Source organism: Streptomyces sp. NPDC046379 (genome assembly GCF_055587785.1).
The window spans coordinates 171,622-192,862 of record NZ_JBVJFP010000007.1 but is presented as its reverse complement, the minus strand read 5'-3'; the positions used below and the strand labels follow the sequence as shown (position 1 = coordinate 192,862).

At 74.0% G+C, this 21,241-nt stretch carries 16 protein-coding genes and 1 pseudogene; 12 read left to right on the top strand and 5 right to left on the bottom strand.

Features of this window, described 5'->3' with window-relative positions; all coding sequences use genetic code 11:
• Positions 1–95: 95 nt before the first annotated feature.
• The 5 genes from pdhA (ACZ6KF_RS15070) (at position 96) to ACZ6KF_RS15050 (ending at position 6,978) form a co-directional block, all read left to right on the top strand.
• Positions 96–1,232 (top strand): pyruvate dehydrogenase (acetyl-transferring) E1 component subunit alpha, encoded by a 1,137-nt coding sequence (pdhA, locus tag ACZ6KF_RS15070; RefSeq protein ID WP_469238634.1) that lies wholly within the window; start codon positions 96–98, stop codon positions 1,230–1,232.
• Complete coding sequence (locus ACZ6KF_RS15065) at positions 1,229–2,233, top strand: alpha-ketoacid dehydrogenase subunit beta (RefSeq protein WP_356629265.1); 1,005 nt, start codon at positions 1,229–1,231, stop codon at positions 2,231–2,233. Before pdhA (ACZ6KF_RS15070) ends, ACZ6KF_RS15065 begins: the two co-directional genes overlap by 4 nt.
• Entirely contained in the window at positions 2,233–3,777 is a 1,545-nt protein-coding gene (locus tag ACZ6KF_RS15060) for a dihydrolipoamide acetyltransferase family protein (protein WP_469175707.1), read from the top strand. Before ACZ6KF_RS15065 ends, ACZ6KF_RS15060 begins: the two co-directional genes overlap by 1 nt.
• A 733-nt stretch (positions 3,778–4,510) precedes the next feature.
• Positions 4,511–5,521 (top strand): NTP transferase domain-containing protein, encoded by a 1,011-nt coding sequence (locus ACZ6KF_RS15055; RefSeq protein ID WP_469238632.1) that lies wholly within the window; start codon positions 4,511–4,513, stop codon positions 5,519–5,521.
• Positions 5,518–6,978 (top strand): molybdopterin molybdotransferase MoeA, encoded by a 1,461-nt coding sequence (locus ACZ6KF_RS15050; RefSeq protein WP_469238630.1) that lies wholly within the window; start codon positions 5,518–5,520, stop codon positions 6,976–6,978. Before ACZ6KF_RS15055 ends, ACZ6KF_RS15050 begins: the two co-directional genes overlap by 4 nt.
• A 103-nt stretch (positions 6,979–7,081) precedes the next feature.
• Here ACZ6KF_RS15050 and ACZ6KF_RS15045 read toward each other — a convergent pair whose 3' ends face one another.
• On the bottom strand, positions 7,082–8,218 hold the full coding sequence (locus ACZ6KF_RS15045) for a potassium channel family protein (RefSeq protein ID WP_356629257.1): 1,137 nt from the start codon (positions 8,216–8,218) through the stop codon (positions 7,082–7,084).
• Between the two features lie 212 nt (positions 8,219–8,430).
• Here ACZ6KF_RS15045 and ACZ6KF_RS15040 point away from each other — a divergent pair.
• Positions 8,431–9,111, top strand: a pseudogene (locus tag ACZ6KF_RS15040) (potassium channel family protein); the annotation flags it as partial.
• Positions 9,112–9,144: 33 nt separating this feature from the next.
• Here the strand turns inward: ACZ6KF_RS15040 and ACZ6KF_RS15035 are convergent.
• Complete coding sequence (locus ACZ6KF_RS15035) at positions 9,145–9,993, bottom strand: ABC transporter permease (RefSeq protein ID WP_356629255.1); 849 nt, start codon at positions 9,991–9,993, stop codon at positions 9,145–9,147.
• Positions 9,990–11,012 carry an ATP-binding cassette domain-containing protein gene (locus ACZ6KF_RS15030; RefSeq protein ID WP_356629253.1) on the bottom strand — a complete coding sequence of 341 codons (1,023 nt, stop codon included), beginning with the start codon at positions 11,010–11,012 and terminating at the stop codon, positions 9,990–9,992. The genes ACZ6KF_RS15035 and ACZ6KF_RS15030 overlap by 4 nt, the downstream gene beginning before the upstream one ends.
• A 125-nt stretch (positions 11,013–11,137) precedes the next feature.
• Between ACZ6KF_RS15030 and ACZ6KF_RS15025 the strand changes: the two genes are divergently transcribed.
• The 3 genes from ACZ6KF_RS15025 (at position 11,138) to ACZ6KF_RS15015 (ending at position 13,772) form a co-directional block, all read left to right on the top strand.
• Entirely contained in the window at positions 11,138–12,118 is a 981-nt protein-coding gene (locus ACZ6KF_RS15025; protein WP_356629251.1) for an NAD(P)H-quinone oxidoreductase, read from the top strand.
• A 477-nt stretch (positions 12,119–12,595) separates the two neighbouring features.
• Positions 12,596–13,195, top strand: coding sequence for a hypothetical protein (locus ACZ6KF_RS15020; protein ID WP_469238628.1), 600 nt, complete (start codon positions 12,596–12,598; stop codon positions 13,193–13,195).
• Positions 13,196–13,229: 34 nt separating this feature from the next.
• Positions 13,230–13,772, top strand: coding sequence for a bacterial proteasome activator family protein (locus ACZ6KF_RS15015; RefSeq protein WP_469238626.1), 543 nt, complete (start codon positions 13,230–13,232; stop codon positions 13,770–13,772).
• A 131-nt stretch (positions 13,773–13,903) separates the two neighbouring features.
• Here ACZ6KF_RS15015 and ACZ6KF_RS15010 read toward each other — a convergent pair whose 3' ends face one another.
• Positions 13,904–15,544, bottom strand: coding sequence for a protein kinase domain-containing protein (locus tag ACZ6KF_RS15010; RefSeq protein WP_356629245.1), 1,641 nt, complete (start codon positions 15,542–15,544; stop codon positions 13,904–13,906).
• Positions 15,545–15,896: 352 nt separating this feature from the next.
• Here ACZ6KF_RS15010 and ACZ6KF_RS15005 point away from each other — a divergent pair, with 352 nt between their 5' ends.
• Positions 15,897–17,561, top strand: coding sequence for a protein kinase domain-containing protein (locus ACZ6KF_RS15005; RefSeq protein ID WP_469158846.1), 1,665 nt, complete (start codon positions 15,897–15,899; stop codon positions 17,559–17,561).
• Positions 17,562–17,576: 15 nt separating this feature from the next.
• Here the strand turns inward: ACZ6KF_RS15005 and ACZ6KF_RS15000 are convergent, their stop codons facing one another.
• Positions 17,577–18,620 (bottom strand): phosphotransferase, encoded by a 1,044-nt coding sequence (locus tag ACZ6KF_RS15000; protein ID WP_356629241.1) that lies wholly within the window; start codon positions 18,618–18,620, stop codon positions 17,577–17,579.
• A 431-nt stretch (positions 18,621–19,051) separates the two neighbouring features.
• Between ACZ6KF_RS15000 and pdhA (ACZ6KF_RS14995) the strand changes: the two genes are divergently transcribed.
• Together pdhA (ACZ6KF_RS14995) and ACZ6KF_RS14990 are read left to right on the top strand one after the other, a co-directional pair.
• Positions 19,052–20,251, top strand: coding sequence for a pyruvate dehydrogenase (acetyl-transferring) E1 component subunit alpha (gene pdhA / locus ACZ6KF_RS14995; RefSeq protein WP_469238624.1), 1,200 nt, complete (start codon positions 19,052–19,054; stop codon positions 20,249–20,251).
• Position 20,252: 1 nt separating this feature from the next.
• On the top strand, positions 20,253–21,230 hold the full coding sequence (locus ACZ6KF_RS14990; RefSeq protein ID WP_356629237.1) for an alpha-ketoacid dehydrogenase subunit beta: 978 nt from the start codon (positions 20,253–20,255) through the stop codon (positions 21,228–21,230).
• Positions 21,231–21,241 lie beyond the last annotated feature (11 nt).

Here is a 21,241-nt window from a genome sequence, read left to right as displayed (position 1 = left end):
TGTAGCCAAAATGTGCCGACGACCGAACAATCGGTTGGTGAGGCGCATCACACATGCCGCGCCTCCCTTCGCCGCCCCCACAAGGAGGTGCCGTCATGACGGTCATGGAGCAGCGTGGCGCGTATCGGCCGTCGCCGCCGCCCGCCTGGCAGCCCCGCACCGACCCCGCGCCGCTGCTGCCCGACCCGGCTCCGTACCGCGTCCTCGGCACCGAGGCCGCCGCGCAGGCCGACCCGGCGCTGCTGCGCCTGCTCTACGCCCACCTGGTGCGCGGCCGCCGCTACAACGCGCAGGCCACCGCCCTCACCAAGCAGGGCCGGCTCGCCGTCTACCCCTCCAGCACCGGCCAGGAGGCCTGCGAGGTCGTCGCCGCGCTCGTCCTGGAGGACCGTGACTGGCTCTTCCCCAGCTACCGCGACACGCTCGCCGCCATCGCCCGCGGCGTGGACCCGGTCGAGGCGCTCACCCTGCTGCGCGGCGACTGGCACACCGGCTACGACCCCTACGAGCACCGCGTGGCACCGCTCAGCACGCCGCTGGCGACGCAGCTCCCGCACGCCGTGGGCCTCGCGCACGCAGCCCGGCTCAAGGGCGACGACGTGGTCGCGCTCGCCATGGTCGGCGACGGCGGCACCAGCGAGGGCGACTTCCACGAGGCGCTGAACTTCGCCGCCGTCTGGCAGGCTCCCGTGGTCTTCCTGGTGCAGAACAACGGCTTCGCGATCTCCGTCCCGCTCGCCAAGCAGACCGCCGCGCCCTCCCTGGCCCACAAGGCCGTCGGGTACGGCATGCCGGGGCGGCTGGTCGACGGCAACGACGCCGCGGCCGTACACGAGGTGCTCTCCGACGCCGTACGCCGGGCGCGCGCGGGCGGCGGTCCGACCCTCGTGGAGGCGGTGACGTACCGCGTCGACGCGCACACCAACGCCGACGACGCCACCCGCTACCGCGACAACGCCGAAACGGACCTCTGGCGGGAGCACGATCCGATCCTGCTGCTGGAGCGGGAGCTGACCGCGCGCGGATGGCTCGACGACGCCGCCATGACGGCCGCCCGCGAGGACGCCGAGGCCCTCGCCGCCGACCTGCGCGCCCGCATGAACGAGGACGCCGAGCTGGACCCGATGGACCTGTTCGCCCACGTCTACGCCGAGCCCACCCCGCAGCTGCGCGAGCAGCGGGCCCAGCTGCTGGCCGAGATCGAGGCCGGCCAGGAAGGGGAACCCCGATGACCACGGTCGCCGTGAAGCCCGCCACCATGGCGCAGGCCCTCACGCGCGCCATGCGCGACGCCATGGCCGCCGATCCCGCGGTGCACGTCCTCGGCGAGGACGTCGGCACGCTCGGCGGCGTCTTCCGCGTCACGGACGGGCTCGCCGAGGAGTTCGGCGAGCACCGCTGCACGGACACCCCGCTCGCCGAGGCCGGCATCCTCGGAACGGCCGTCGGCATGGCGATGTACGGGCTGCGGCCGGTCGTGGAGATGCAGTTCGACGCCTTCGCCTACCCGGCCTTCGAGCAGCTCGTCTCGCACGTCGCGAAGATGCGCAACCGCACCCGCGGCGCCATGCCGCTGCCCCTGACCATCCGCGTGCCCTACGGCGGCGGCATCGGCGGCGTCGAGCACCACAGCGACTCCTCCGAGGCGTACTACATGGCCACCCCCGGGCTCCACGTCGTGACGCCCGCGACCGTCGCCGACGCCTACGGCCTGCTGCGCGCGGCAATCGCCTCCGACGACCCGGTCGTCTTCCTGGAGCCCAAGCGGCTGTACTGGTCCAAGGCCGCCTGGAACCCGCAGGACCCGCAGCACGTTGAACCCATCGGCCGCGCGGTGGTGCGGCGCTCCGGCCGGAGCGCCACGCTCATCACGTACGGGCCGTCGGTGCCCGTCTGCCTCGAAGCCGCCGAGGCGGCACGGGCCGAGGGGTGGGACCTCGAAGTGGTCGATCTGCGCTCCCTGGTGCCGTTCGACGACGAGACGGTCTGCGCCTCGGTGCGGCGGACCGGGCGGGCGGTCGTCGTGCACGAGTCGGGCGGGTTCGGCGGACCGGGAGGGGAGATCGCGGCCCGGGTCACGGAGCGCTGCTTCCACCACCTGGAGGCGCCGGTGCTGCGCGTGGCCGGGTTCGACATCCCTTATCCGCCGCCGATGCTGGAGAGGCATCACCTGCCCGGCGTGGACCGGATCCTGGACGCGGTGGCGCGTCTGCAATGGGAGGCCGAGAGCTGATGGCACAGGTGCTGGAGTTCAAACTCCCCGACCTCGGCGAGGGGCTGACCGAGGCGGAGATCGTGCGCTGGCTGGTGGAGGTGGGCGACGTGGTCGCCGTCGACCAGCCGGTGGTCGAGGTGGAGACGGCCAAGGCGATGGTGGAGGTGCCCTGCCCCTACGGCGGTGTGGTCACCGCCCGCTACGGCGAGGAGGGCACGGAACTGCCCGTGGGGGCGCCGCTGCTGACGGTCGCGGTGGGCGCGCCCGCCTCCGACGCGCCGCACACCGACGCGTCCGCGACCGGCACGGGCGTCGCCGGTCCGTCGGCCGGCGGCCCGTCGATCAACGGATCTTCCGCCAACGGCTCGTCCGCGGCGTCCGCTGCCGGGGTCCGCGCGGACGGCGGCTCCGAGGCCGGCCCGGGCGAGTCCTCCGGCAACGTCCTGGTGGGCTACGGCACCGGCGCCCCTCCGGCCCGGCGCAGAAGGGTCCGTCCGACGGCGCCGGCCGCCCGGGCGGTGGCCGCCGACGCCGGGGAAACCGCCGACCGGAGCGACGGCAACGGCAGCGGGGACGCCATGCGGGGCGAAGGTCCCGTGCCCGTCATCTCGCCCCTCGTCCGGCGGCTCGCCCGGGAGAACGGGCTGGATCTGCGGGAGCTGACCGGTTCCGGCCCGGACGGGCTGATCCTGCGCGCGGACGTGGAGTACGCCCTCCGGGCCGCCGCCGCCCAGGGACGCACCGCGCGCCCGCAGGCCGAACCGCGGCACGGGCAGGCCCTGCCCCAGCAGACCGCGCAGACCCCGCTGTCTCCCCAGGCGCCCGCAGCTGCACCGGTCGCGCGCCCCGCCCCCGCTCCGGCCTCCGTCCACGGCGACACCCGCATCCCCCTCAAGGGCGTCCGCGGCGCCGTGGCCGACAAGCTCTCCCGCAGCCGGCGTGAGATACCGGACGCCACCTGCTGGGTCGACGCCGACGCGACCGAGCTGATGCGGGCCCGCACGGCGATGAACGCCGCCGGGGGACCGAAGATCTCCCTGCTCGCGCTGCTGGCCCGGATCTGCACCGCAGCCCTGGCCCGCTTCCCCGAGCTGAACTCCACGGTGGACCAGGCGGCCAGGGAGATCGTCCGGTTCGACCGGGTGCACCTCGGCTTCGCCGCGCAGACCGAGCGGGGCCTGGTCGTCCCGGTGGTGCGGGACGCGCACGCACGGGACGCCGAGTCGCTGACCGCGGAGTTCGCGCGGCTGACCGAGGCGGCCCGCGCCGGCGCGCTCACGCCCGGGGAGCTGACCGGCGGCACGTTCACGCTGAACAACTACGGCGTGTTCGGCGTCGACGGCTCCACGCCGATCCTCAACCACCCCGAGGCCGCGATGCTCGGCGTCGGCCGCATCGTCCCCAGGCCGTGGGTGCACGAGGGCGAGCTGGCGGTCCGGCAGGTCGTCCAGCTGTCGCTCACCTTCGACCACCGGGTGTGCGACGGCGGCACGGCGGGCGGCTTCCTGCGGTACGTCGCGGACTGCGTGGAACAGCCGGCGGTGCTGCTGCGGACCCTGTGAGCCGGGCCGGCCCGGCCCGCACCGCCGCGGGGGCCAGGCGTGGCCGGGCGTGATCCCCGTGGGGCGTGGCGTGGCCGTGCGCGGGCCCGTGCCGGCCCCGAGGGCTGCGCAGGCCCGCGCGGCCCAGAGCTGTTGATGTGGCCTGCACGTCGGCCTCCGCGCGGCCTCGCATGCCCCTGCGGCTCGGCATGGACCGGCCTCGTGTGGCCCCGCAGGGCCGGCGTGGCCATCGCAGGCTCCGTGCGATGGGCGGCCCGGCGGGATTCCTCGGACAGGGGGCGGGGTGGCCCGGCGGTCGTCGGATGGTCTCGTAGGTTCGGCGTGACCCTGTGCGGCCTGGCGTGCCCGCGCATGCTCCGGGGCTTCGGTGTGGCCCGCAGGGCCTCACGCCGCCCCACATGGGATGGCCCCGCTGACCTGGGGGCCCGTATGCCCCGGCGTGACCCGGCAGCCTTGGCGTGACCGCGCGGCCTGGCGTGGCCCCCGCGTGCCCCGTGGGCCTGGGGCGGCGCGTATGGCCTTGGCGTGCCCCCTCCCGTGGGCCTCGGACGGCCCGCATGGAGCGTGCCCCCGCACGCTCCACACCCCTACGCCCCCACCCCACGCACCCCCACGCCTCCATCCCACCCCACGCACCCCTACGCCCCCACCCCGTCTGTGACGTCCGGCACCTCCGGCCCCCCGAGCACCGTTCGGAGGTGGCAACGATCTTCCGGGCGCTCATACTCGGGGAGTGACCTCGTACGACCCGACCCGTTCGCGGGGCGCCGCCGGTCCCGCGTACGACGCCGTCGTGCTCGCGGGCGGCGCCGCGCGGCGGCTCGGCGGCGCCGACAAGCCCGGTGTGCGCGTCGGCGGCCGGGCGCTGCTCGACCGGGTGCTCGCCGCCTGCGCCGACGCCCGCACCACGGTCGTCGTCGCCGACCCCCGGCCCACCGCGCGCCCGGTCGTCCGGGCGCGTGAGGAACCCCCCGGCGGCGGACCGCTCGCCGCCCTCGACGCCGGGTTGCGCCCGGTCACGGCGGACCGGGTGCTCGTGCTCTCCGCCGATCTGCCGTTCCTGGACCGGGACACCGTGCGGCGCCTGCTGGACGCCCTGGGCGCCGGCCGCGCCGACGGGGTGCTGCTCGTCGACGCCGAAGGCCGTGAGCAGCCGCTGGTCGCCGCCTACCGCACCCTCGTACTGCGCCGCGAGCTGACCGCGCTCACCGCCGAGCACGGCGCGCTGACCGGCCTGCCGCTGTGGCGGCTGACCGGCCGGCTCGACCTCGCCCGCATCACCGACCCCGTCGCGTCGTTCGACTGCGACACCTGGGCGGACATCGCCCGGGCCCGCGTACGCATCAGGGAGCATGGTCTCGTGTTGGACGAATGGATCTCCGCAGTCAAGGACGAGCTGGGCATCGACCTGGACGTCGACACCGGCCTGCTGCTCGACCTCGCCCGTGACGCCGCCCACGGCGTGGCACGCCCGGCGGCGCCGCTGACCACCTTCCTCGTCGGCTACGCGGCCGGCCGTGCCGAAGGCGGCCCCGACGCCGTCGCGGAGGCCTGCCGCAAGGCCGCCGCGCTGGCGCAGCGCTGGGCGGAAGAGGCCGACGCCGCCACCGGAGGCGCCCCTCCTGCCCCGGCCTCCGCCCCGGCCTCCGCCCCGGCCCCGGCCCCGGCCTCCGCCCCGGCCCCGGCCTCCGCCCCGGCCCCGGCCTCCGCCCCGGCCCCCGGCACCACCCCGGACGCCGGATGACCGGCCAGGGCGTTCGAGACGGCCGGGGACTGCGCGACAGCGGCGACCTCCGTGACGCCCCGGACGCCGACGACCTCGACGTCGAGGAGACCCTCGCCCTCGTGAACGAGCCGCGCGACGGCGTGCCCACGCCCCCCGCCGGGACCCCCCGCTCCTCCCCGGCCGCCCCAGCCCCCGCGGACCGGCACCACGCCACCGCCCGGCACGGCCACCCCACCCCCCGGCACGACCACGCCACCCCCTGGCCCGAGGCCCGCCGCATCGCCGCCCGGGCCGGCGCCCCCCGCACCTCGGCCCCCGTCTCCGTCCCCCTGCACGCCGCCCTCGGTCTCACCCTGGCCGCCCCCCTCACCGCCCTCACCGACCTGCCCTCCTTCGACACCTCGGCGATGGACGGCTGGGCGGTCGCCGGCCCCGGCCCTTGGGACGTGCGCGAGGAGGGCGTGCTGGCCGGCCACGCCGAGCACCCCCCGCTGGAGGACGGCGAGGCCGTCAGGATCGCCACCGGCGCCCGGATCCCGCCGGACACGACCGCCGTCCTGCGCAGCGAGCACGGCCGCGTCGACGACAAGGGGCGGCTGCACCCGGACCTCCCCCAGTCGCACCGGCCCGCGGAGGCGCCCGCGCTCGGGCACGGCCAGGACATCCGCCCGCGCGGCCAGGAGTGCCGCAGCGGAGACCTGCTGCTGCCGCCCGGCGCCCTGGTGACCCCGGCCGTCCTCGGTCTCGCCGCCGCCGCCGGATACGACGCCCTCACCACCGTGCCCCGACCGCGCGCCGAGCTGCTGGTCCTCGGCGACGAGCTGCTCACCGAGGGCCTCCCGCACGACGGCCTCATCCGGGACGCCCTCGGCCCCATGCTGCCGCCCTGGCTGCGGGCCCTCGGCGCCGAGGTCGTCTCGGTGCGCCGGCTCACCGACGACGCCGACACCCTCCGCCGGGCCCTCGAGGACAGCGACGCGGACCTGATCGTCACCACCGGCGGCACCGCCTCCGGGCCCGTCGACCACGTCCACCCCACCCTGCGCCGCATCGGGGCCGAGCTGCTGGTCGACGGGGTCCAGGTGCGCCCCGGCCACCCGATGCTGCTGGCCCGCACCGAGGAGGACCAGCATCTGGTCGGCCTGCCCGGCAACCCGCTGGCCGCCGTCTCCGGGCTGCTCACCCTCGCCGAGCCCTTGCTGCGGACGCTCGCGGCACGTCCGGCCCAGGAGCCGTACACGCTGCCGTTGACGGAGGCGGCGCACGGGCACCCGTGCGACACCCGGCTCGTTCCGGTCGTGCTGCGCGGCGACCATGCCGTGCCGTTGCACTACAACGGTCCGGCGATGCTGCGCGGGGTCGCCGCCGCCGACGCGCTGGCGGTCGTACCGCCGGGCGGGACGCGACCCGGTCAGGAGGCGGAGATCCTGGAGCTGCCGTGGGCGACGGCCGGGATCGCCGCGTGTTTCACGTGAAACATCGGCTGCACACCGCACCCGCGGCGACGGCTGCAACCGCAACCCCAACCGCACGCCACCGTGGCCGGGACAGGGGCCGCCGTGGGAACGCCATGCGGTCTCACTCGGCGTTCTCCGCCTGCGCCGCCTCGGACGTCACGGGCCGGCCGACGGTGATCACCCGGTCGCCGTGGCGCAGTTCGGTCCGCCAGCCGTCGGCGTAGCCCATCAGCTTCTTGTTGCGGACGACCGCGACGACCAGGTCGACGCACTCGCGGGGGGTGCGCCCGACCTCCTCCCGCGTCACCGACCGTTCGATGAGGTCCATGCCGCTGCCCAGGGTCATCAGGTCCTCCAGGGTGCGGGCGACGGGCGGGCGGGCCATGAAGGTGCCGAGGAGCCGGCCGGCCGAGCTGGAGCTGGTGACCACGGTGTCCGCGCCGGACTGCTTGAGCAGCGGGACGTTCTCGTCCTCCCGGACGGCGACGACGATCGTAGCCTGGCGGTTGAGCTGGCGGGCCGTGAGCGTGATGAGGGTGGCGGTCTCGTCGCGCTGCGGTGCGACGATCACCCGGGCCGCGCGGTGCACCTCGGCCTTGAGCAGGGTGTCGGACCGGGTGGCGTCGCCGGTCACCGCGACCAGGCCGTCGTCGCCGGCCGCCGCGGCCGTCTTGCGCTGCGCGTCCACGACGACGATCCGGTCCCGGCGGACACCCTGGCCGATCAGGGTCTCCACGGCGTGCCGGCCCTTGGTGCCGTACCCGATGACGACGATGTGGCCGCGGGTGCGGGCGCGCCAGCGGTGGATGCGGACCTGGTGGCGGGTGCGCTCGGTGAGCACCTCCAGGGTGGTGCCGACGAGGATGATCAGGAACAGCACGCGCAGCGGCGTGATCACGAAGATGTTGGTGAGCCGGGCGCCCTCGCTGACCGGGGTGATGTCGCCGTAGCCGGTGGTGGAGAGGGTGACGGTGGCGTAGTACGCGGCGTCGATCACGCCCAGGGGGCCGCCGGAGTTGTCGCGGTAGCCGTCGCGGTCGAGATAGACGATGACGACCGTCACGATCAGCACGACCAGGGCCATGGTCAGCCGCTGTATCACCTGCTGGAGGGGCGGTACGACGCTCTGCGTCGGCATGGTGATGGAGCGGCCCGCCTCGGCGTCGTCGCGGGCCTCCGTGCGCGAGCGGCTCCACAGTGAGCGCAGGATGGACTGCGTCACGCCTCGCGGGGACGGCGGCTTCTCGTCGTCCTTCATCACATGCCCCCTGTGCCTGCCTGCCCATGGCCGGCTGATCCGGTCGGTCGTCGGGACCATGGTTCCGCACCGGGTCCCCGGCCGGCGCCGGGGCCCCCCGCGCGACACGCCGACCGAGTGTTCAGCCGGGGACGCGGATCGGTAGCGTCGGTGGCGCGCCCGGGACCGCCTGCACCGCCCGGCGCCGGACAGGCACCCGTTCGCTGCGGATCCGCTGGAGGCTTCCCTTGCGCGACCACACCGTCGTCGTCGGCTACGGCACGAAGGGACGGGCCGCGATCCAGGCCGTCTGCGCCACCGGCGTGAGCAAGGACCAGGTCGTCGTGATCGACCCCAGCACCAAGGCGATCGACGCCGCGACGGCCCAGGGCTTCGAGAGCGCGCTCGGGGACGCGACCCGCAGCGACGTGCTGGGGCGGGCCGAGGTGCAGCGGGCGCGGCAGATCGTCATCGCCACCCAGCGCGACGACACGGCCGTGCTGGTGGCGCTGACGGCCCGACAGCTCAACCCGGGCGCGAAGATCGTGGCCGCGGTGCGCGAGGAGGAGAACGCGCCGCTGCTGAAGCAGTCCGGCGCCGACGAGGTGATCACCAGCGCGGGCGCGGCCGGCCGGCTGCTGGGGCTGTCCGTGCTGAGCCCCGCCGCCGGGCTGGTGATGGAGGACCTCATCCGCCGGGGCAGCGGGCTGGACATCGTGGAACGGCCGGTCACGAAGGCGGAGGTGGGCAGGACTCCGCGCGAGATGGACGATCCGGTGGTGAGCGTCGTCCGCGGGCACCGGGTGCTCGGCTACGACGATCCGGCGGTGGGGCGCCTGGAGCTGACGGACCGGCTGATCACCATCGTGCAGAAGGCCGCGCCGGACAACGGCCGGCGCGGCCCGTGGACGTGACCGGCCGCCGGGCGACCGGCACCGCCCCCTTGCTCACTTGCGGTTGTAGAGCCGCATCGTCACCGGACCGAAGACGAGGATGAACAGCCCCGCCCAGCCCAGCGTCCAGGCGATCTCGGCGGTCGGCCACTCGCCCGCCATCAGTTCCCGCACCGCGGACGCCAGATGCGTGATCGGGCTGTTGTTGACGAACGCCTGGAGCCAGCCCGGCATGGTCGTCGGGTCCACGAAGACGTTGGACAGGAAGGTCAGCGGGAAGAGCACCATCATGCTGACCCCCATCACCGACTTCTCGGTGCGCAGCAGCAGCCCGAACATCGTCCACACCCACGAGAACGCGAACGCGAACACGATCAGCAGGGCGATCCCGACGACCACACCGCCCACCCCGCCGTCCGGGCGGTAGCCGAGGACGATGCCGACGGTCAGCATCACCACGGACGCGATGGTGTAGCGCAGCGCGTCGCCGAGCAGATAGCCGACCATCACAGCCGGCCGCCAGACCGGCAGGCTGCGGAACCGGTCGAAGACGCCCTTCTCGATGTCGGTGTTGACCGAGACGCCGGTGTACATCGTGATCATCACGACCGACATCACCAGGATGCCCGGCAGCAGGAACTGGATGTACTCCTTCGGCGAACCGGCCAGCGCCCCGCCGAACAGGTACGTGTACATCAGCACCATCATGATCGGGAAGGCGGTGACGTCGAAAAGCTGCTCCGGCACGTGCTTGATCTTCAGCATCGCGCGCCAGCCGAAGGTGAGCGACGCCGACAGGGCGCTCGGCCGCGCCGGCCGCTCCTTCGCGACCAGCAGGGCGGCCAGGGACTCGGTGCTGACCGGGGCCAGTTCCCTGGCTTCGGCAGAGGTCGCTGTGCTCATGCGGCTGCCCCGTCCTTCGTGTCGAGGTGGTCGGTGTCCCGGTCCTTGGTGTCGTGACCGGTGAGGGCGAGGAAGACCTCGTCCAGGCTGGGTTGGCCCAGGGAGAAGTTGTCCACGACGACGCCGTCGCGGGCCAGTCGGGCGAGGGCCTCGGCGGCCTGCTCGGCCGCGACCCGGCCCTGGGCCGCGCCGTTTCCGACCCGGGCCGTCAGCGCCACCGGGTCGGGCTCCAGCTGGACGTCGGCGTCGAGCACCAGCCGCAGGATGCGGGATGCCTCCGGCCGCTGCCCGGGGTCCCGCAGCCGCAGATGCACCGACCCGGCGCCGACGGACGCCTTCAGCTCGCCCTTCGTTCCCTCGGCGATCACCTTGCCTCGGTCGATGACGGCGATCCGGGACGCCAGCTGGTCGGCCTCGTCGAGGTACTGGGTGGTCAGCAGCACCGTCGTGCCCTGCGAGACGACCGCGCGCACGATGTCCCACACCTGGTTGCGGCTGCGCGGGTCGAGGCCGGTCGTCGGCTCGTCCAGGAAGAGCAGGTCGGGCGTGTTCAGGATGGACGCGGCGATGTCGATGCGGCGCCGCATGCCGCCGGAGTAGTGCTTGACCTGCTTGCCGGCCGCGTCGGTCAGCCCGAACGCCTCCAGCAGCTGGGCGGCGCGCTCCCGCGCGGCCCGCTTGTGGTGGCCGAGGAGCCGGCCGAGCAGGACGAGGTTCTCGGTGCCGGTGAGGTCCTCGTCCACGGACGCGTACTGCCCGGTCAGGCTGACCCTGCCGCGGACCTCGTCCGCCTCCCGGACGACGTCGTGGCCGAAGACGTGGGCCTGCCCGCCGTCCGGTCTGAGCAGGGTGGCGAGCATCTTCACGGTGGTCGTCTTGCCGGCGCCGTTGGGGCCGAGCACTCCGTACACCGTCCCGGTGGGCACGGCCAGGTCGACGCCGTCGACGGCCCTCGTCTCGCCGAACGTCTTCACCAGCCCCGCCGTCTCGATCGCCAGGCCGGGCGTCTGCTGGCTCATGATGGGTGGTCCTTCCGCGTACTGGGGTGACGCAGGACAGACCTCCACGGTCCCGCAAACTCATCGGCCGCGCACAGGGATATTCGAACGGTCTCGGCCGGAGCGGGGCGGGTAGCGTCCCTTCCATGCATGCGATCACGATTCCCGAACCTGGTGGGCCCGAGGCGCTGGTGTGGGACGAGGTCCCCGACCCGGAGCCCGGCGAGGGCGAGGTCCTCGTCGAGGTGACGGCCAGTGCGGTCAACCGCGCGGACCTGCTGCAGCGGCAGGGCTTCTACGACCCTCCGCCCGGCGTGTCCCGGTATCCCGGCCTGGAGTGCGCCGGGCGCATCGCCGCGCTGGGGCCCGGCGTGGGCGGCTGGTCCGTCGGCGACGAGGTGTGCGCGCTGCTGTCCGGCGGCGGGTACGCCGAGAAGGTCGCGGTGCCGGCCGGTCAGCTGCTGCCGGTGCCCGACGGCATCGACCTGCGGCGGGCCGCGGCGCTGCCCGAGGTGGTCTGCACGGTGTGGTCCAACGTGTTCATGATCGCCCATCTGCGCCCGGGCGAGACCCTGCTGGTGCACGGCGGCTCCAGCGGCATCGGCACGATGGCGATCCAGCTGGCCAAGGCCGTGGGCGCGCGGGTCGCCGTCACCGCGGGCACCCGGGAGAAGCTGGAGCGCTGCGCGGAGCTGGGCGCGGACATCCTCGTCGACTACCGGGAGCAGGACTTCGTCGCCGAGGTGAAGAAGGCCACGGACGGGGCGGGCGCCGACGTGATCCTGGACAACATGGGCGCCAAGTACCTCGACCGCAACGTCCAGACCCTCGCCGTGAACGGCCGGCTGGCGATCATCGGCATGCAGGGCGGCGTCAAGGGCGAGCTGAACATCGGCGCGCTCCTGCGCAAGCGCGCCGCCATCAGCGCCACCACGCTGCGGGGCCGCCCGCTGGAGGAGAAGGCGGCCATCGTCGCGGCGGTCCGCGAACACGTCTGGCCCCTGGTGTCCGCCGGCCACGTCCGCCCGGTCGTCGACCGCGAACTGCCGATGCCGGACGCGGCGGAGGCCCACCGGACGGTGGAGGAGAGCACGCATGTGGGGAAGGTGCTGCTGGTCGTGCCGTAGGCGGTGACCGCCGGCGGGTCCGGTGCGGCCGGGTCGTCCGACGCGGCGGCTCGTCACGCCCCCTCCCGGCGGAGTCGTAGGCCGAGGAGGGCCAGGGCCAGGCCGAGGCCGATGAGGACCAGACCGCTGCCCAGGGGGAGGATCCGCACCACGGGCTCCGCGGGGGCCCCGGCCTCCCGTACGGCTGCGCGCGGTTCGGACGGGACGACCTCGGGGGCTCGTGTGGCCGGGGCGGGGGGCGTCGTCGCGGGCGGGGGCGTGGTCTCCCGTTCCGGTGGGCGTCCCGGCCGCATACGGCCCTCACCGGCCCGGCTGCCCGCCCGGCTCGGCCCGACCGATGGCTCCGAAGGGCGCGCGGACGTCGCCACGCCCTCGGCCTGCGGGGCGGGGGCGCCGTCGGCGGCCGTGGCGGTCGCGGTCGGGGAGGGGGACGGGCGTGTCGTGCCGTCGGAGGCACGGGTTGGAACGGGGACGGGCGTGGCGTCCGCGCCGCCGGGCGTGCGGCCGTCGGCGGAGGGTGCGGCGTCGGTCTTCTCCGGGGCGGTGGTCGCCGCGGTGGCCGACGGGCTCGGGGACGCCGACGGGCTGGGGGACGTCTTCCCGGCCGGGGAATCGGAAGGGGACGCGCTCGGGGCAGGGCCATGGGCGCCGGTGTCGCCGTCGGGGGCGTGCCGGCCGTCCGAGGGCGCGGCAGCCGGGGAGGCCGCGGGCCCGCTCTCCCCGCTCCCCGGCGTCTCCCGCCCGACGGCGGCGGACGTGACCCGCCCGCCGGTGCCGCCGTACGTCTCCGCCGCCCGGGCCTCGCACGGCACCCCCGCCACGGCGACGGCCCCGAGAACCAGCACCGCCCCCGCGACCCGTACCGCACCCGCCGCAAACACCGCAGGCCGCGAGCGCACCACAAGCCGCGAGCGCACCGCAGGCCCCGCCTGCGCCGCCCCCGCCCCACGCACCCCCGCCGCACGCACCGCCCGTGCCGCGGGCACCGTCCGCACCGTCCGTACCCAGGAAGTCACGGCACCCAGCCTCACCCCGCTCGCCGGTCCCGGCATTCCGGACGCCGCCGAAGGGACGTAACAGAGGCGAGCGGCTGTGCGACACAATGGGCCGCATGGAGATGCCGAGGAACGAAAGGTCGCCGGAGAGCGCTCAGAAGATCCTGGTCGTGGGCCAGGACGGAATGGCTCTCAGCGGCGGCGGCGACGAGGACTCCCACGAGACCCCGGTGACCGAGCAGGTCGAACAGCCCGCCAAGGTGATGCGGATCGGCAGCATGATCAAGCAGCTGCTGGAGGAGGTACGGGCGGCTCCCCTCGACGAGGCCAGCCGGGCGCGGCTGAAGGAGATCCACGCCAGCTCGGTGAAGGAGCTGGAGGACGGCCTGGCGCCGGAGCTGGTGGAGGAGCTGGAGCGGCTCTCCCTGCCCTTCGCGGACGAGGCGACGCCGAGCGACGCCGAACTGCGCATCGCGCAGGCCCAGCTGGTCGGCTGGCTGGAGGGCCTCTTCCACGGCATCCAGACCACGCTGTTCGCCCAGCAGATGGCGGCGCGGGCGCAGCTGGAGCAGATGCGCCGCGCCCTGCCGCCGGGCGTGGGCGGCGAGGGCGCGGAGGACCCGCGCACGGGCGGCCGCTCGGGCGGGCCGTACCTGTAGGGGCGGCCCTGGGGGAAGCCCTGGGGCAGCCGTAGGGACCGCCACCGGAACCGCCGCACCGACCGCGACCGGAACCGCTCAGCAGCAAGAAGGCCCGGCAACCGCCGGGCCTTTCCGCTGGGTCGTGAGTGTCAGGACGCCGGCGGGTACCCCGTCGACACCTCGAGCTGGATCTCGGGCATCTCGTCCGGGTCGACGTCCGTGCCGGGCGCCGGGAACTGCTTCATCACCGCGCCCTCGCCGTACGTGTTCTCCGGGTAGTCCACGATCTTCGACTGCCAGCCCGCCGCCTGGAGGCAGGCCTTGACCGAGTCGATGTGCTTGAACTTGAAGTCCGGGACCTGGATCTTGTCCTCGTCGTTGTAGGACTCCTGCGGCTCGCTGCACTCGGTCGGGTCGATGGTCTTCGACTTGTCGGGCCCGGTGTAGCCGGCCCCCGCGGCCGGGGACGCCGGCGCCGACGCCGACGTGCTCGCGCCCCCGCCGCCGCCCTGCTCCTCGGTCCCGCCGCCGTTCATCACCAGGGCCGTTATCAGGCCGCCCACCGCCAGCAGGGCCACCACCGCCGAGCCGACGATCACCGGCCTGTTGTTGCCCCGGCCGCCCCCGGAGGGCGCCGGCGTCGGGTGCTGGGGCGAGATGGTGTACGGCGGCGGCGTCTGCTGGCCGCCGTACGGGGACGGGGCCGGCGTCTGGTAGCCGCTCTGCTGGGGGTAGCCGTACGCCGGAGAGGGCGTGGGCGTGCCGTACGGGTTCGGCGTCGGCTGGTACGGCGTCTGGACGCCCGACGCGGCGGACGGCGACGACTGGTCGACCGGCGGGAACACCGCGGAGCCCACGCCCGAGCCGGCCTGCGCGGGCGCGCCCGGCACGATGCTCGGCGCGGCGGGCTGGAGGGAGGCGGCGACGCGCAGGCACTCGTCGCGCATGGCGACGGCGGTGGGGAAACGTTCGTTCGGGTTCTTCTTCAGCGCGCGGGCGACCAGCGCGTCCACGGCCGGCGGCAGCGCGCGGTTGATCGAGGAGGGCGCGACCGGCTCCTCCTGCACATGCGCGTAGGCGATGGCCAGCGGCGAGTCCGCGTCGAACGGCAGCCGCCCGGTGACCAGCTGGAACAGCATAATGCCGACCGAGTAGAGGTCGGAGCGCGCGTCCACGCCCCGCCCGAGGGCCTGCTCGGGCGAGAGGTACTGCGGGGTGCCGACGACCATGCCGGTCTGCGTCATCGAGGTCACGCCGGACTGCATGGCGCGCGCGATGCCGAAGTCCATCACCTTGACGACGTTGCGCTTCGTCATCATGACGTTGCCCGGCTTGATGTCCCGGTGGACCAGGCCCATCTCGTGGCTGATCTCCAGCGCCGCCAGCACGTCCGCGGTGATCTTCAGGGCCTTGTCGGCGGGCATCGCGCCGTACTGCCGGACGTCCTCGTCGAGCACCGAGCCGAGCGGGCGGCCCTCGACGTACTCCATGACGATGTACGGCATCGTCGCACCGTCGACGTCGTCCTCGCCGGTGTCGAACACCGACACGATGTTGGTGTGCGTGAGCTTCGCCACCGCCTGCGCCTCGCGGCGGAAACGCTCCCGGAACGCCTGCTCGCGGCCCAGCTCGGTGTGGAGCGTCTTGATCGCGACCTGGCGGTCGAGCACGGTGTCGTACGCGAGGTGCACCGAGGCCATGCCGCCCTGGCCGAGCAAGTCGCGCAGCTGGTAGCGGCCACCGGCCAGCGCCCGCCCCGTGTACCGGCCCTGTGCGCCGTCCTGGCTCATCTCTCTGCGTCCCCCATAGGCGCCGGCGACAGCGGCTCGTGTGCTCCCGCAATCCACCAGTGATCGAAAGTGCTATTCCCGGCCAAGTCTGCCCGAGGCCACTGACACGTCAAGCTCGGTGCCCGTTCCGTGACCGTACGCGAAAGAAGCGTCGCGGAAGCGTTACAGCGGGCGTACGGCCGGTACACGGGATTTGCACGGCCCGGTCGTGCCACGGTTGGATGACCGGTCCGTTCCGGTCCGGTTCCTCGCGCGCATCCCGGACCGGAGGCTTGCGCGGAGGCTGTAGCGTGGCCGACGGAGACCGCAACAACACCGCGCGCACCGCGGGCAGAAACGACGGCGAGGACTGATGGCACAGCAGCAGCGCGCTCAGGGCCCGTCCGACCCCGAGGCGACTGGCGGCGGGATGTCAGACGCGCCGGACATGTGGGGTAATGGCGGACTTGTCGGGGACGGCCGTTACCGGCTGACCCACCGGCTCGGCCGGGGCGGCATGGCCGAGGTGTTCGCGGCCGAGGACGTGCGCCTCGGACGCACCGTGGCGGTCAAGCTGCTGCGCGCCGACCTCGCCGAGGACCCGGTCTCCAAGGCGCGCTTCACGCGCGAGGCCCAGTCCGTCGCCGGCCTCAACCACCACGCGATCGTCGCCGTGTACGACTCCGGCGAGGACGTCGTCGGCGGCCAGTCGGTGCCGTACATCGTGATGGAGCTGGTCGAGGGCCGCACCATCCGCGACCTGCTGCTCAACGCCGAGGCGCCGGGCCCGGAGCAGGCGCTGATCATCGTCTCCGGCGTCCTGGAGGCGCTCGCCTACTCGCACCAGCACGGCATCGTGCACCGCGACATCAAGCCGGCCAACGTCATCATCACGCACAACGGCGCGGTGAAGGTGATGGACTTCGGCATCGCCCGCGCCCTGCACGGCGCGTCCACCACCATGACGCAGACCGGCATGGTGATGGGCACCCCGCAGTACCTCTCCCCGGAGCAGGCTCTCGGCAAGGCCGTCGACCACCGCTCCGACCTGTACGCGACGGGCTGTCTGCTCTACGAACTGCTCGCGCTGCGTCCGCCGTTCGTCGGCGAGACCCCGCTGTCGGTGGTCTACCAGCACGTCCAGGACATCCCGACCCCGCCGTCCGAGGTCTCCGACGCGGTGCCGCCGGAGCTGGACGGGCTGGTGATGCGCTCGCTGGCCAAGGAGCCCGACGACCGGTTCCAGACGGCCGAGGAGATGCGCGGGCTGGTCCAGTACGGCCTCCAGATGCTCTACGACCAGGGCGGCCACACCGGCACCTGGAACACCGGCCCGGTGGACCTGCGCGACAGCGGCGCCAGGACCGCCGTCATGGGCGTGGGCGGCGCCGCCGCGCTGCCCCACCCGGGCGATGGGCAGGGCACCGCGCAGATCCCGCAGCCGGTGGTCGGCGGCGGCTACGGCGGCCGGGACGACGGCGGTTTCGAGGGGCACGGCAACCGCGGCAGCGGACGCGGCAAGCTGTGGGTCCTCGCCGTGCTCGCGGTGATCGCCATCGCGGCGGGCGTCGCGCTGGCCCTGAACAACACCGGCGGCGGCGAGGGCGGCACCGACACCACCAAGTCGCCGACCAGCTCGCAGACCAAGGACGACCCGACGCCGTCCGAGAAGCCGACCGAGGAGAAGACCGAGGAGGAGACGGACGACTCCACCGAGGGCAGCGGCGGCGGCAGCGGCGGTGACGACTGGGACTACACCCCGTCGTACGAGCCCTCCGCCACGCCCTCCCAGACGGCCACGGACGAACCGACCGCGCAGCCCACGTCCGCCCAGCCGACCGAGACCGGCGGCACGGACGCCGGGGGCGCCGACGCGGGCGGCGCCGACGCCGGCGGGGCCGACGCGGGCGGGGCCGACGCCGGCGGGACCGACGCGGGCGGCACGGACGCGGGTGGCACCGACGCCGGCGGCACGGACGCGGGCGGGGCCGACGCGGGCGGGGCGCTGAACGCCGGCGCCCAGGGCGGCATCGAGTGATCCACGGCGGGGACGTCAGTCCACGAACGCCCCGCACACCGCGTCGTACTCCCGCGTCCACCACACGGCCAGCGCGGAGGCGGCCGGGAACTGCGGGTCCGCGCGCGTGTCGCCGCGCTCGTAGTGCCAGCGCAGCATCCAGAAGTCGTTGAGGCGCTCCCACCACACCCGGTGCACGGCCGCCGCCAGCTGCGAGGGCGTGGCCTGGGCGGCACGCCGGTACGCGCGCGCGTACGCGCGTACCTTCGGCAGGTCCAGCGTCCCGGTGGGCCGTACGAAGAAGATCGCGGCGGCGCGTACGGCCTCCTCCGCGCGCGGCTGCACACCGAGCCGGTCCCAGTCGACGATCGCGGCCGGTTTCTCCCCCCGGTAGAGCAGGTTGAACGGGTGGAAGTCGCCGTGCACCCAGCCCACCGAGTCGCCGCGCGGCGGCCGGCGGTCCGCGTGCCGCTCCAGCAGCGCCCGCCGCTCCACCAGGCGGTGGCGGGCGAGCTGGTCGAAGGAGTCGGCGGGGCGGTGCCGGCGCACGCGCGCGAGGAGGTCGTCGATCACCACGAACGTGTCGGCCGGGTCAGCGCTCTCCACCGGGTGCGGGCTCGTGGCGGGCGGGGTGCCCCGCTTGGGCGGCATCACCCGCTCCAGGCCCGCGTGGACGGCGCCCAGCAGCGCCCCGAGCCGCGCGCACTGACCGGTGCTGAGCTGGCCGCCGTGGCGGTGCCCGCCGTCGATCCACGGGTGCAGGGCGTAGGCGTGGCCGCCCACCACCGCGACCGTGCGGCCGTCCCGCCCGGCCAGCGGCGGGGCGACGGGGACGCCCAGGTCGGCCAGCCGCTGGGTGGCCCGGTGCCGGCGCTCGATGGCGGCCGGATCGGCGGTGTCGGGGTCGAAGTGGTGCTTGAGGAAGTAGCGGCCGCGGGTCGTCCGCAGCCGGTAGCCGCGGTTGAGCAGCCCCTGGTCGACGGGCTCGCAGGTGAGCGCGGAACCGGCGGCGTACTGCCGCAGAAGGGCGCTCAGCGGGGGCGCATGGGTCTTGGGGGGTGGTACACATCGCAGCGGCACGCGGCAGATGCTAGGGCACTGGGCGGGGCCCGTGAGCTGGGCGTTGTCACAGTCAGTCGTCGCTGGTCGCTTTCGGTCACGAGGTGGGCGCGAAGTGGCGACGCGCCCGGGAGCACCCGGATTTCCGGCTCTTCCCGTGACCTGGGTGCGCGGGATAACGTGCCCGTGTTCCGGCCACCTGCAAGGCGCTGACCAGTAACGGTTCCCGACTTTCGCGATTTACTTGGAAATCCAAGCAAAAACGCAGGTCAGGAAGGGTTTCGCAGAAATGTGAGTACCTGGGTAACGTGCCTTTTGCAGGGCGCTCGCCGGGGCACCTGTCACGCCTGTCTCCCGAAGAGCCGCACCCAACCCCGTGCGTCGGAGGGCGACCGGTGAGCCGCACTGGCACCCGGCGAACCCGGGACTGCCGGACCGACGGAGGAGCACACGTGACCGTGGAGAGCACTGCCGCGCGCAAACCGCGACGCAGCGCCGGTACAAAGAGCACGGCCGGCAAGCGAACGACCGCCAAAAAGAGCACCGACCCGGAACTCGTCCAGCTGCTGACGCCCGAGGGCGAGCGGGTCGAGAACGCCGAATACGACCCGTTCGTATCCGCCCTGACCCCGGAAGACCTGCGCGGCCTGTACCGCGACATGGTGCTCACCCGCCGCTTCGACGCCGAGGCCACCGCGCTGCAGCGCCAGGGCGAGCTGGGCCTGTGGGCGTCGCTGCTCGGCCAGGAGGCCGCCCAGATCGGCTCCGGCCGCGCCCTGCGCGACGACGACTACGTCTTCCCGACCTACCGCGAGCACGGCGTCGCCTGGTGCCGCGGGGTCGACCCGACCAACCTGCTCGGCATGTTCCGGGGCGTCAACAACGGCGGCTGGGACCCGAACAGCAACAACTTCCACCTGTACACGATCGTCATCGGCTCCCAGACGCTGCACGCCACCGGCTACGCCATGGGCGTCGCCAAGGACGGCGCGGACAGCGCCGTGATCGCCTACTTCGGCGACGGCGCCTCCAGCCAGGGCGACGTGGCGGAGTCGTTCACCTTCTCCGCCGTCTACAACGCCCCCGTGGTGTTCTTCTGCCAGAACAACCAGTGGGCCATCTCCGAGCCCACCGAGAAGCAGACCCGCGTCCCGCTCTACCAGCGCGCCCGCGGCTACGGCTTCCCCGGCGTCCGCGTCGACGGCAACGACGTGCTGGCCTGCCTCGCCGTCACCAAGTGGGCGCTGGAGCGGGCCCGCAGCGGCGAGGGCCCCACCCTGGTCGAGGCGTACACCTACCGGATGGGCGCCCACACCACCTCCGACGACCCCTCCCGCTACCGCCACGACGACGAGCGGCTCGCCTGGGAGGCGAAGGACCCGATCCTGCGCCTGCGCCGCCACCTCGAGGCGTCGAACCACGCGGACGACGGATTCTTCGCGGAACTGGAAGCCGAGAGCGAGGCGTTGGGCAGGCGAGTGCGCGAAGTGGTCCGCGCCATGCCCGACCCGGACCACTTCGCCATCTTCGAGAACGTGTACGCGGACGGGCACGCGCTCGTCGACGAGGAGCGCGCGCAGTTCGCCGCCTACCAGGCGTCGTTCGCGACGGAATTCGAGAGCGGCTTCGCCGCGGGTGAGGGGGGTCACTGACATGGCGGAGAAAATGGCTCTGGCCAAGGCGATCAACGAGTCGCTGCGGCGCGCCCTGGAGACCGACCCCAAGGTCCTGATCATGGGTGAGGACGTCGGCAAGCTCGGCGGCGTCTTCCGGGTCACCGACGGTCTCCAGAAGGACTTCGGCGAGAGCCGGGTCATCGACACGCCCCTCGCCGAGTCCGGCATCGTCGGCACGGCCATCGGGCTGGCGCTGCGCGGCTACCGTCCGGTGGTCGAGATCCAGTTCGACGGCTTCGTCTTCCCGGCGTACGACCAGATCGTCACCCAGCTCGCCAAGATGCACGCCCGCTCGCTGGGCAAGGTCAAGCTGCCCGTCGTCGTCCGCATCCCCTACGGCGGCGGCATCGGGGCGGTCGAGCACCACTCGGAGTCCCCGGAAGCGCTCTTCGCGCACGTCGCCGGTCTGAAGATCGTCTCCCCGTCGAACGCGTCCGACGCGTACTGGATGATGCAGCAGGCCATCCAGAGCGACGACCCGGTGATCTTCTTCGAGCCCAAGCGGCGCTACTGGGACAAGTCCGAGGTCAACACCGACGCCATCCCCGGCCCGCTGCACGCCGCGCGCGTGGCCCGCGAGGGCACGGACCTCACCCTGGCCGCCTACGGCCCCATGGTGAAGACCTGCCTGGAGGCCGCCGACGCCGCCGCCGAGGAGGGCAGGTCCCTGGAGGTCCTCGACCTGCGCTCGGTCTCCCCGCTCGACTTCGACGCCGTCCAGGCCTCGGTCGAGAAGACCCGCCGCCTGGTCGTCGTGCACGAGGCGCCGGTGTTCTTCGGCTCCGGCGCGGAGATCGCCGCCCGGATCACGGAGCGCTGCTTCTACCACCTGGAGGCCCCGGTGCTCAGGGTCGGCGGCTACCACGCCCCGTACCCGCCGGCCCGCCTGGAGGAGGAGTACCTGCCGGGCCTGGACCGTGTGCTCGACGCCGTCGACCGCGCGCTGGCGTACTGAGGAGAGGGGCG

What these genes read in the sequence shown, in the direction of transcription:
- pdhA (WP_469238634.1), top strand. Translation starts at nt 96, where the DNA reads ATGACGGTCATGGAGCAGCGTGGCGCGTATCGGCCGTCGCCGCCGCCC.
- ACZ6KF_RS15065 (WP_356629265.1), top strand. Translation starts at nt 1,229, where the DNA reads ATGACCACGGTCGCCGTGAAGCCCGCCACCATGGCGCAGGCCCTCACG.
- ACZ6KF_RS15060 (WP_469175707.1), top strand. Translation starts at nt 2,233, where the DNA reads ATGGCACAGGTGCTGGAGTTCAAACTCCCCGACCTCGGCGAGGGGCTG.
- ACZ6KF_RS15050 (WP_469238630.1), top strand. Translation starts at nt 5,518, where the DNA reads ATGACCGGCCAGGGCGTTCGAGACGGCCGGGGACTGCGCGACAGCGGC.
- ACZ6KF_RS15045 (WP_356629257.1), bottom strand. Translation starts at nt 8,218, where the DNA reads ATGAAGGACGACGAGAAGCCGCCGTCCCCGCGAGGCGTGACGCAGTCC.
- ACZ6KF_RS15035 (WP_356629255.1), bottom strand. Translation starts at nt 9,993, where the DNA reads ATGAGCACAGCGACCTCTGCCGAAGCCAGGGAACTGGCCCCGGTCAGC.
- ACZ6KF_RS15030 (WP_356629253.1), bottom strand. Translation starts at nt 11,012, where the DNA reads ATGAGCCAGCAGACGCCCGGCCTGGCGATCGAGACGGCGGGGCTGGTG.
- ACZ6KF_RS15025 (WP_356629251.1), top strand. Translation starts at nt 11,138, where the DNA reads ATGCATGCGATCACGATTCCCGAACCTGGTGGGCCCGAGGCGCTGGTG.
- ACZ6KF_RS15015 (WP_469238626.1), top strand. Translation starts at nt 13,230, where the DNA reads ATGGAGATGCCGAGGAACGAAAGGTCGCCGGAGAGCGCTCAGAAGATC.
- ACZ6KF_RS15010 (WP_356629245.1), bottom strand. Translation starts at nt 15,544, where the DNA reads ATGAGCCAGGACGGCGCACAGGGCCGGTACACGGGGCGGGCGCTGGCC.
- ACZ6KF_RS15005 (WP_469158846.1), top strand. Translation starts at nt 15,897, where the DNA reads ATGGCACAGCAGCAGCGCGCTCAGGGCCCGTCCGACCCCGAGGCGACT.
- ACZ6KF_RS14990 (WP_356629237.1), top strand. Translation starts at nt 20,253, where the DNA reads ATGGCGGAGAAAATGGCTCTGGCCAAGGCGATCAACGAGTCGCTGCGG.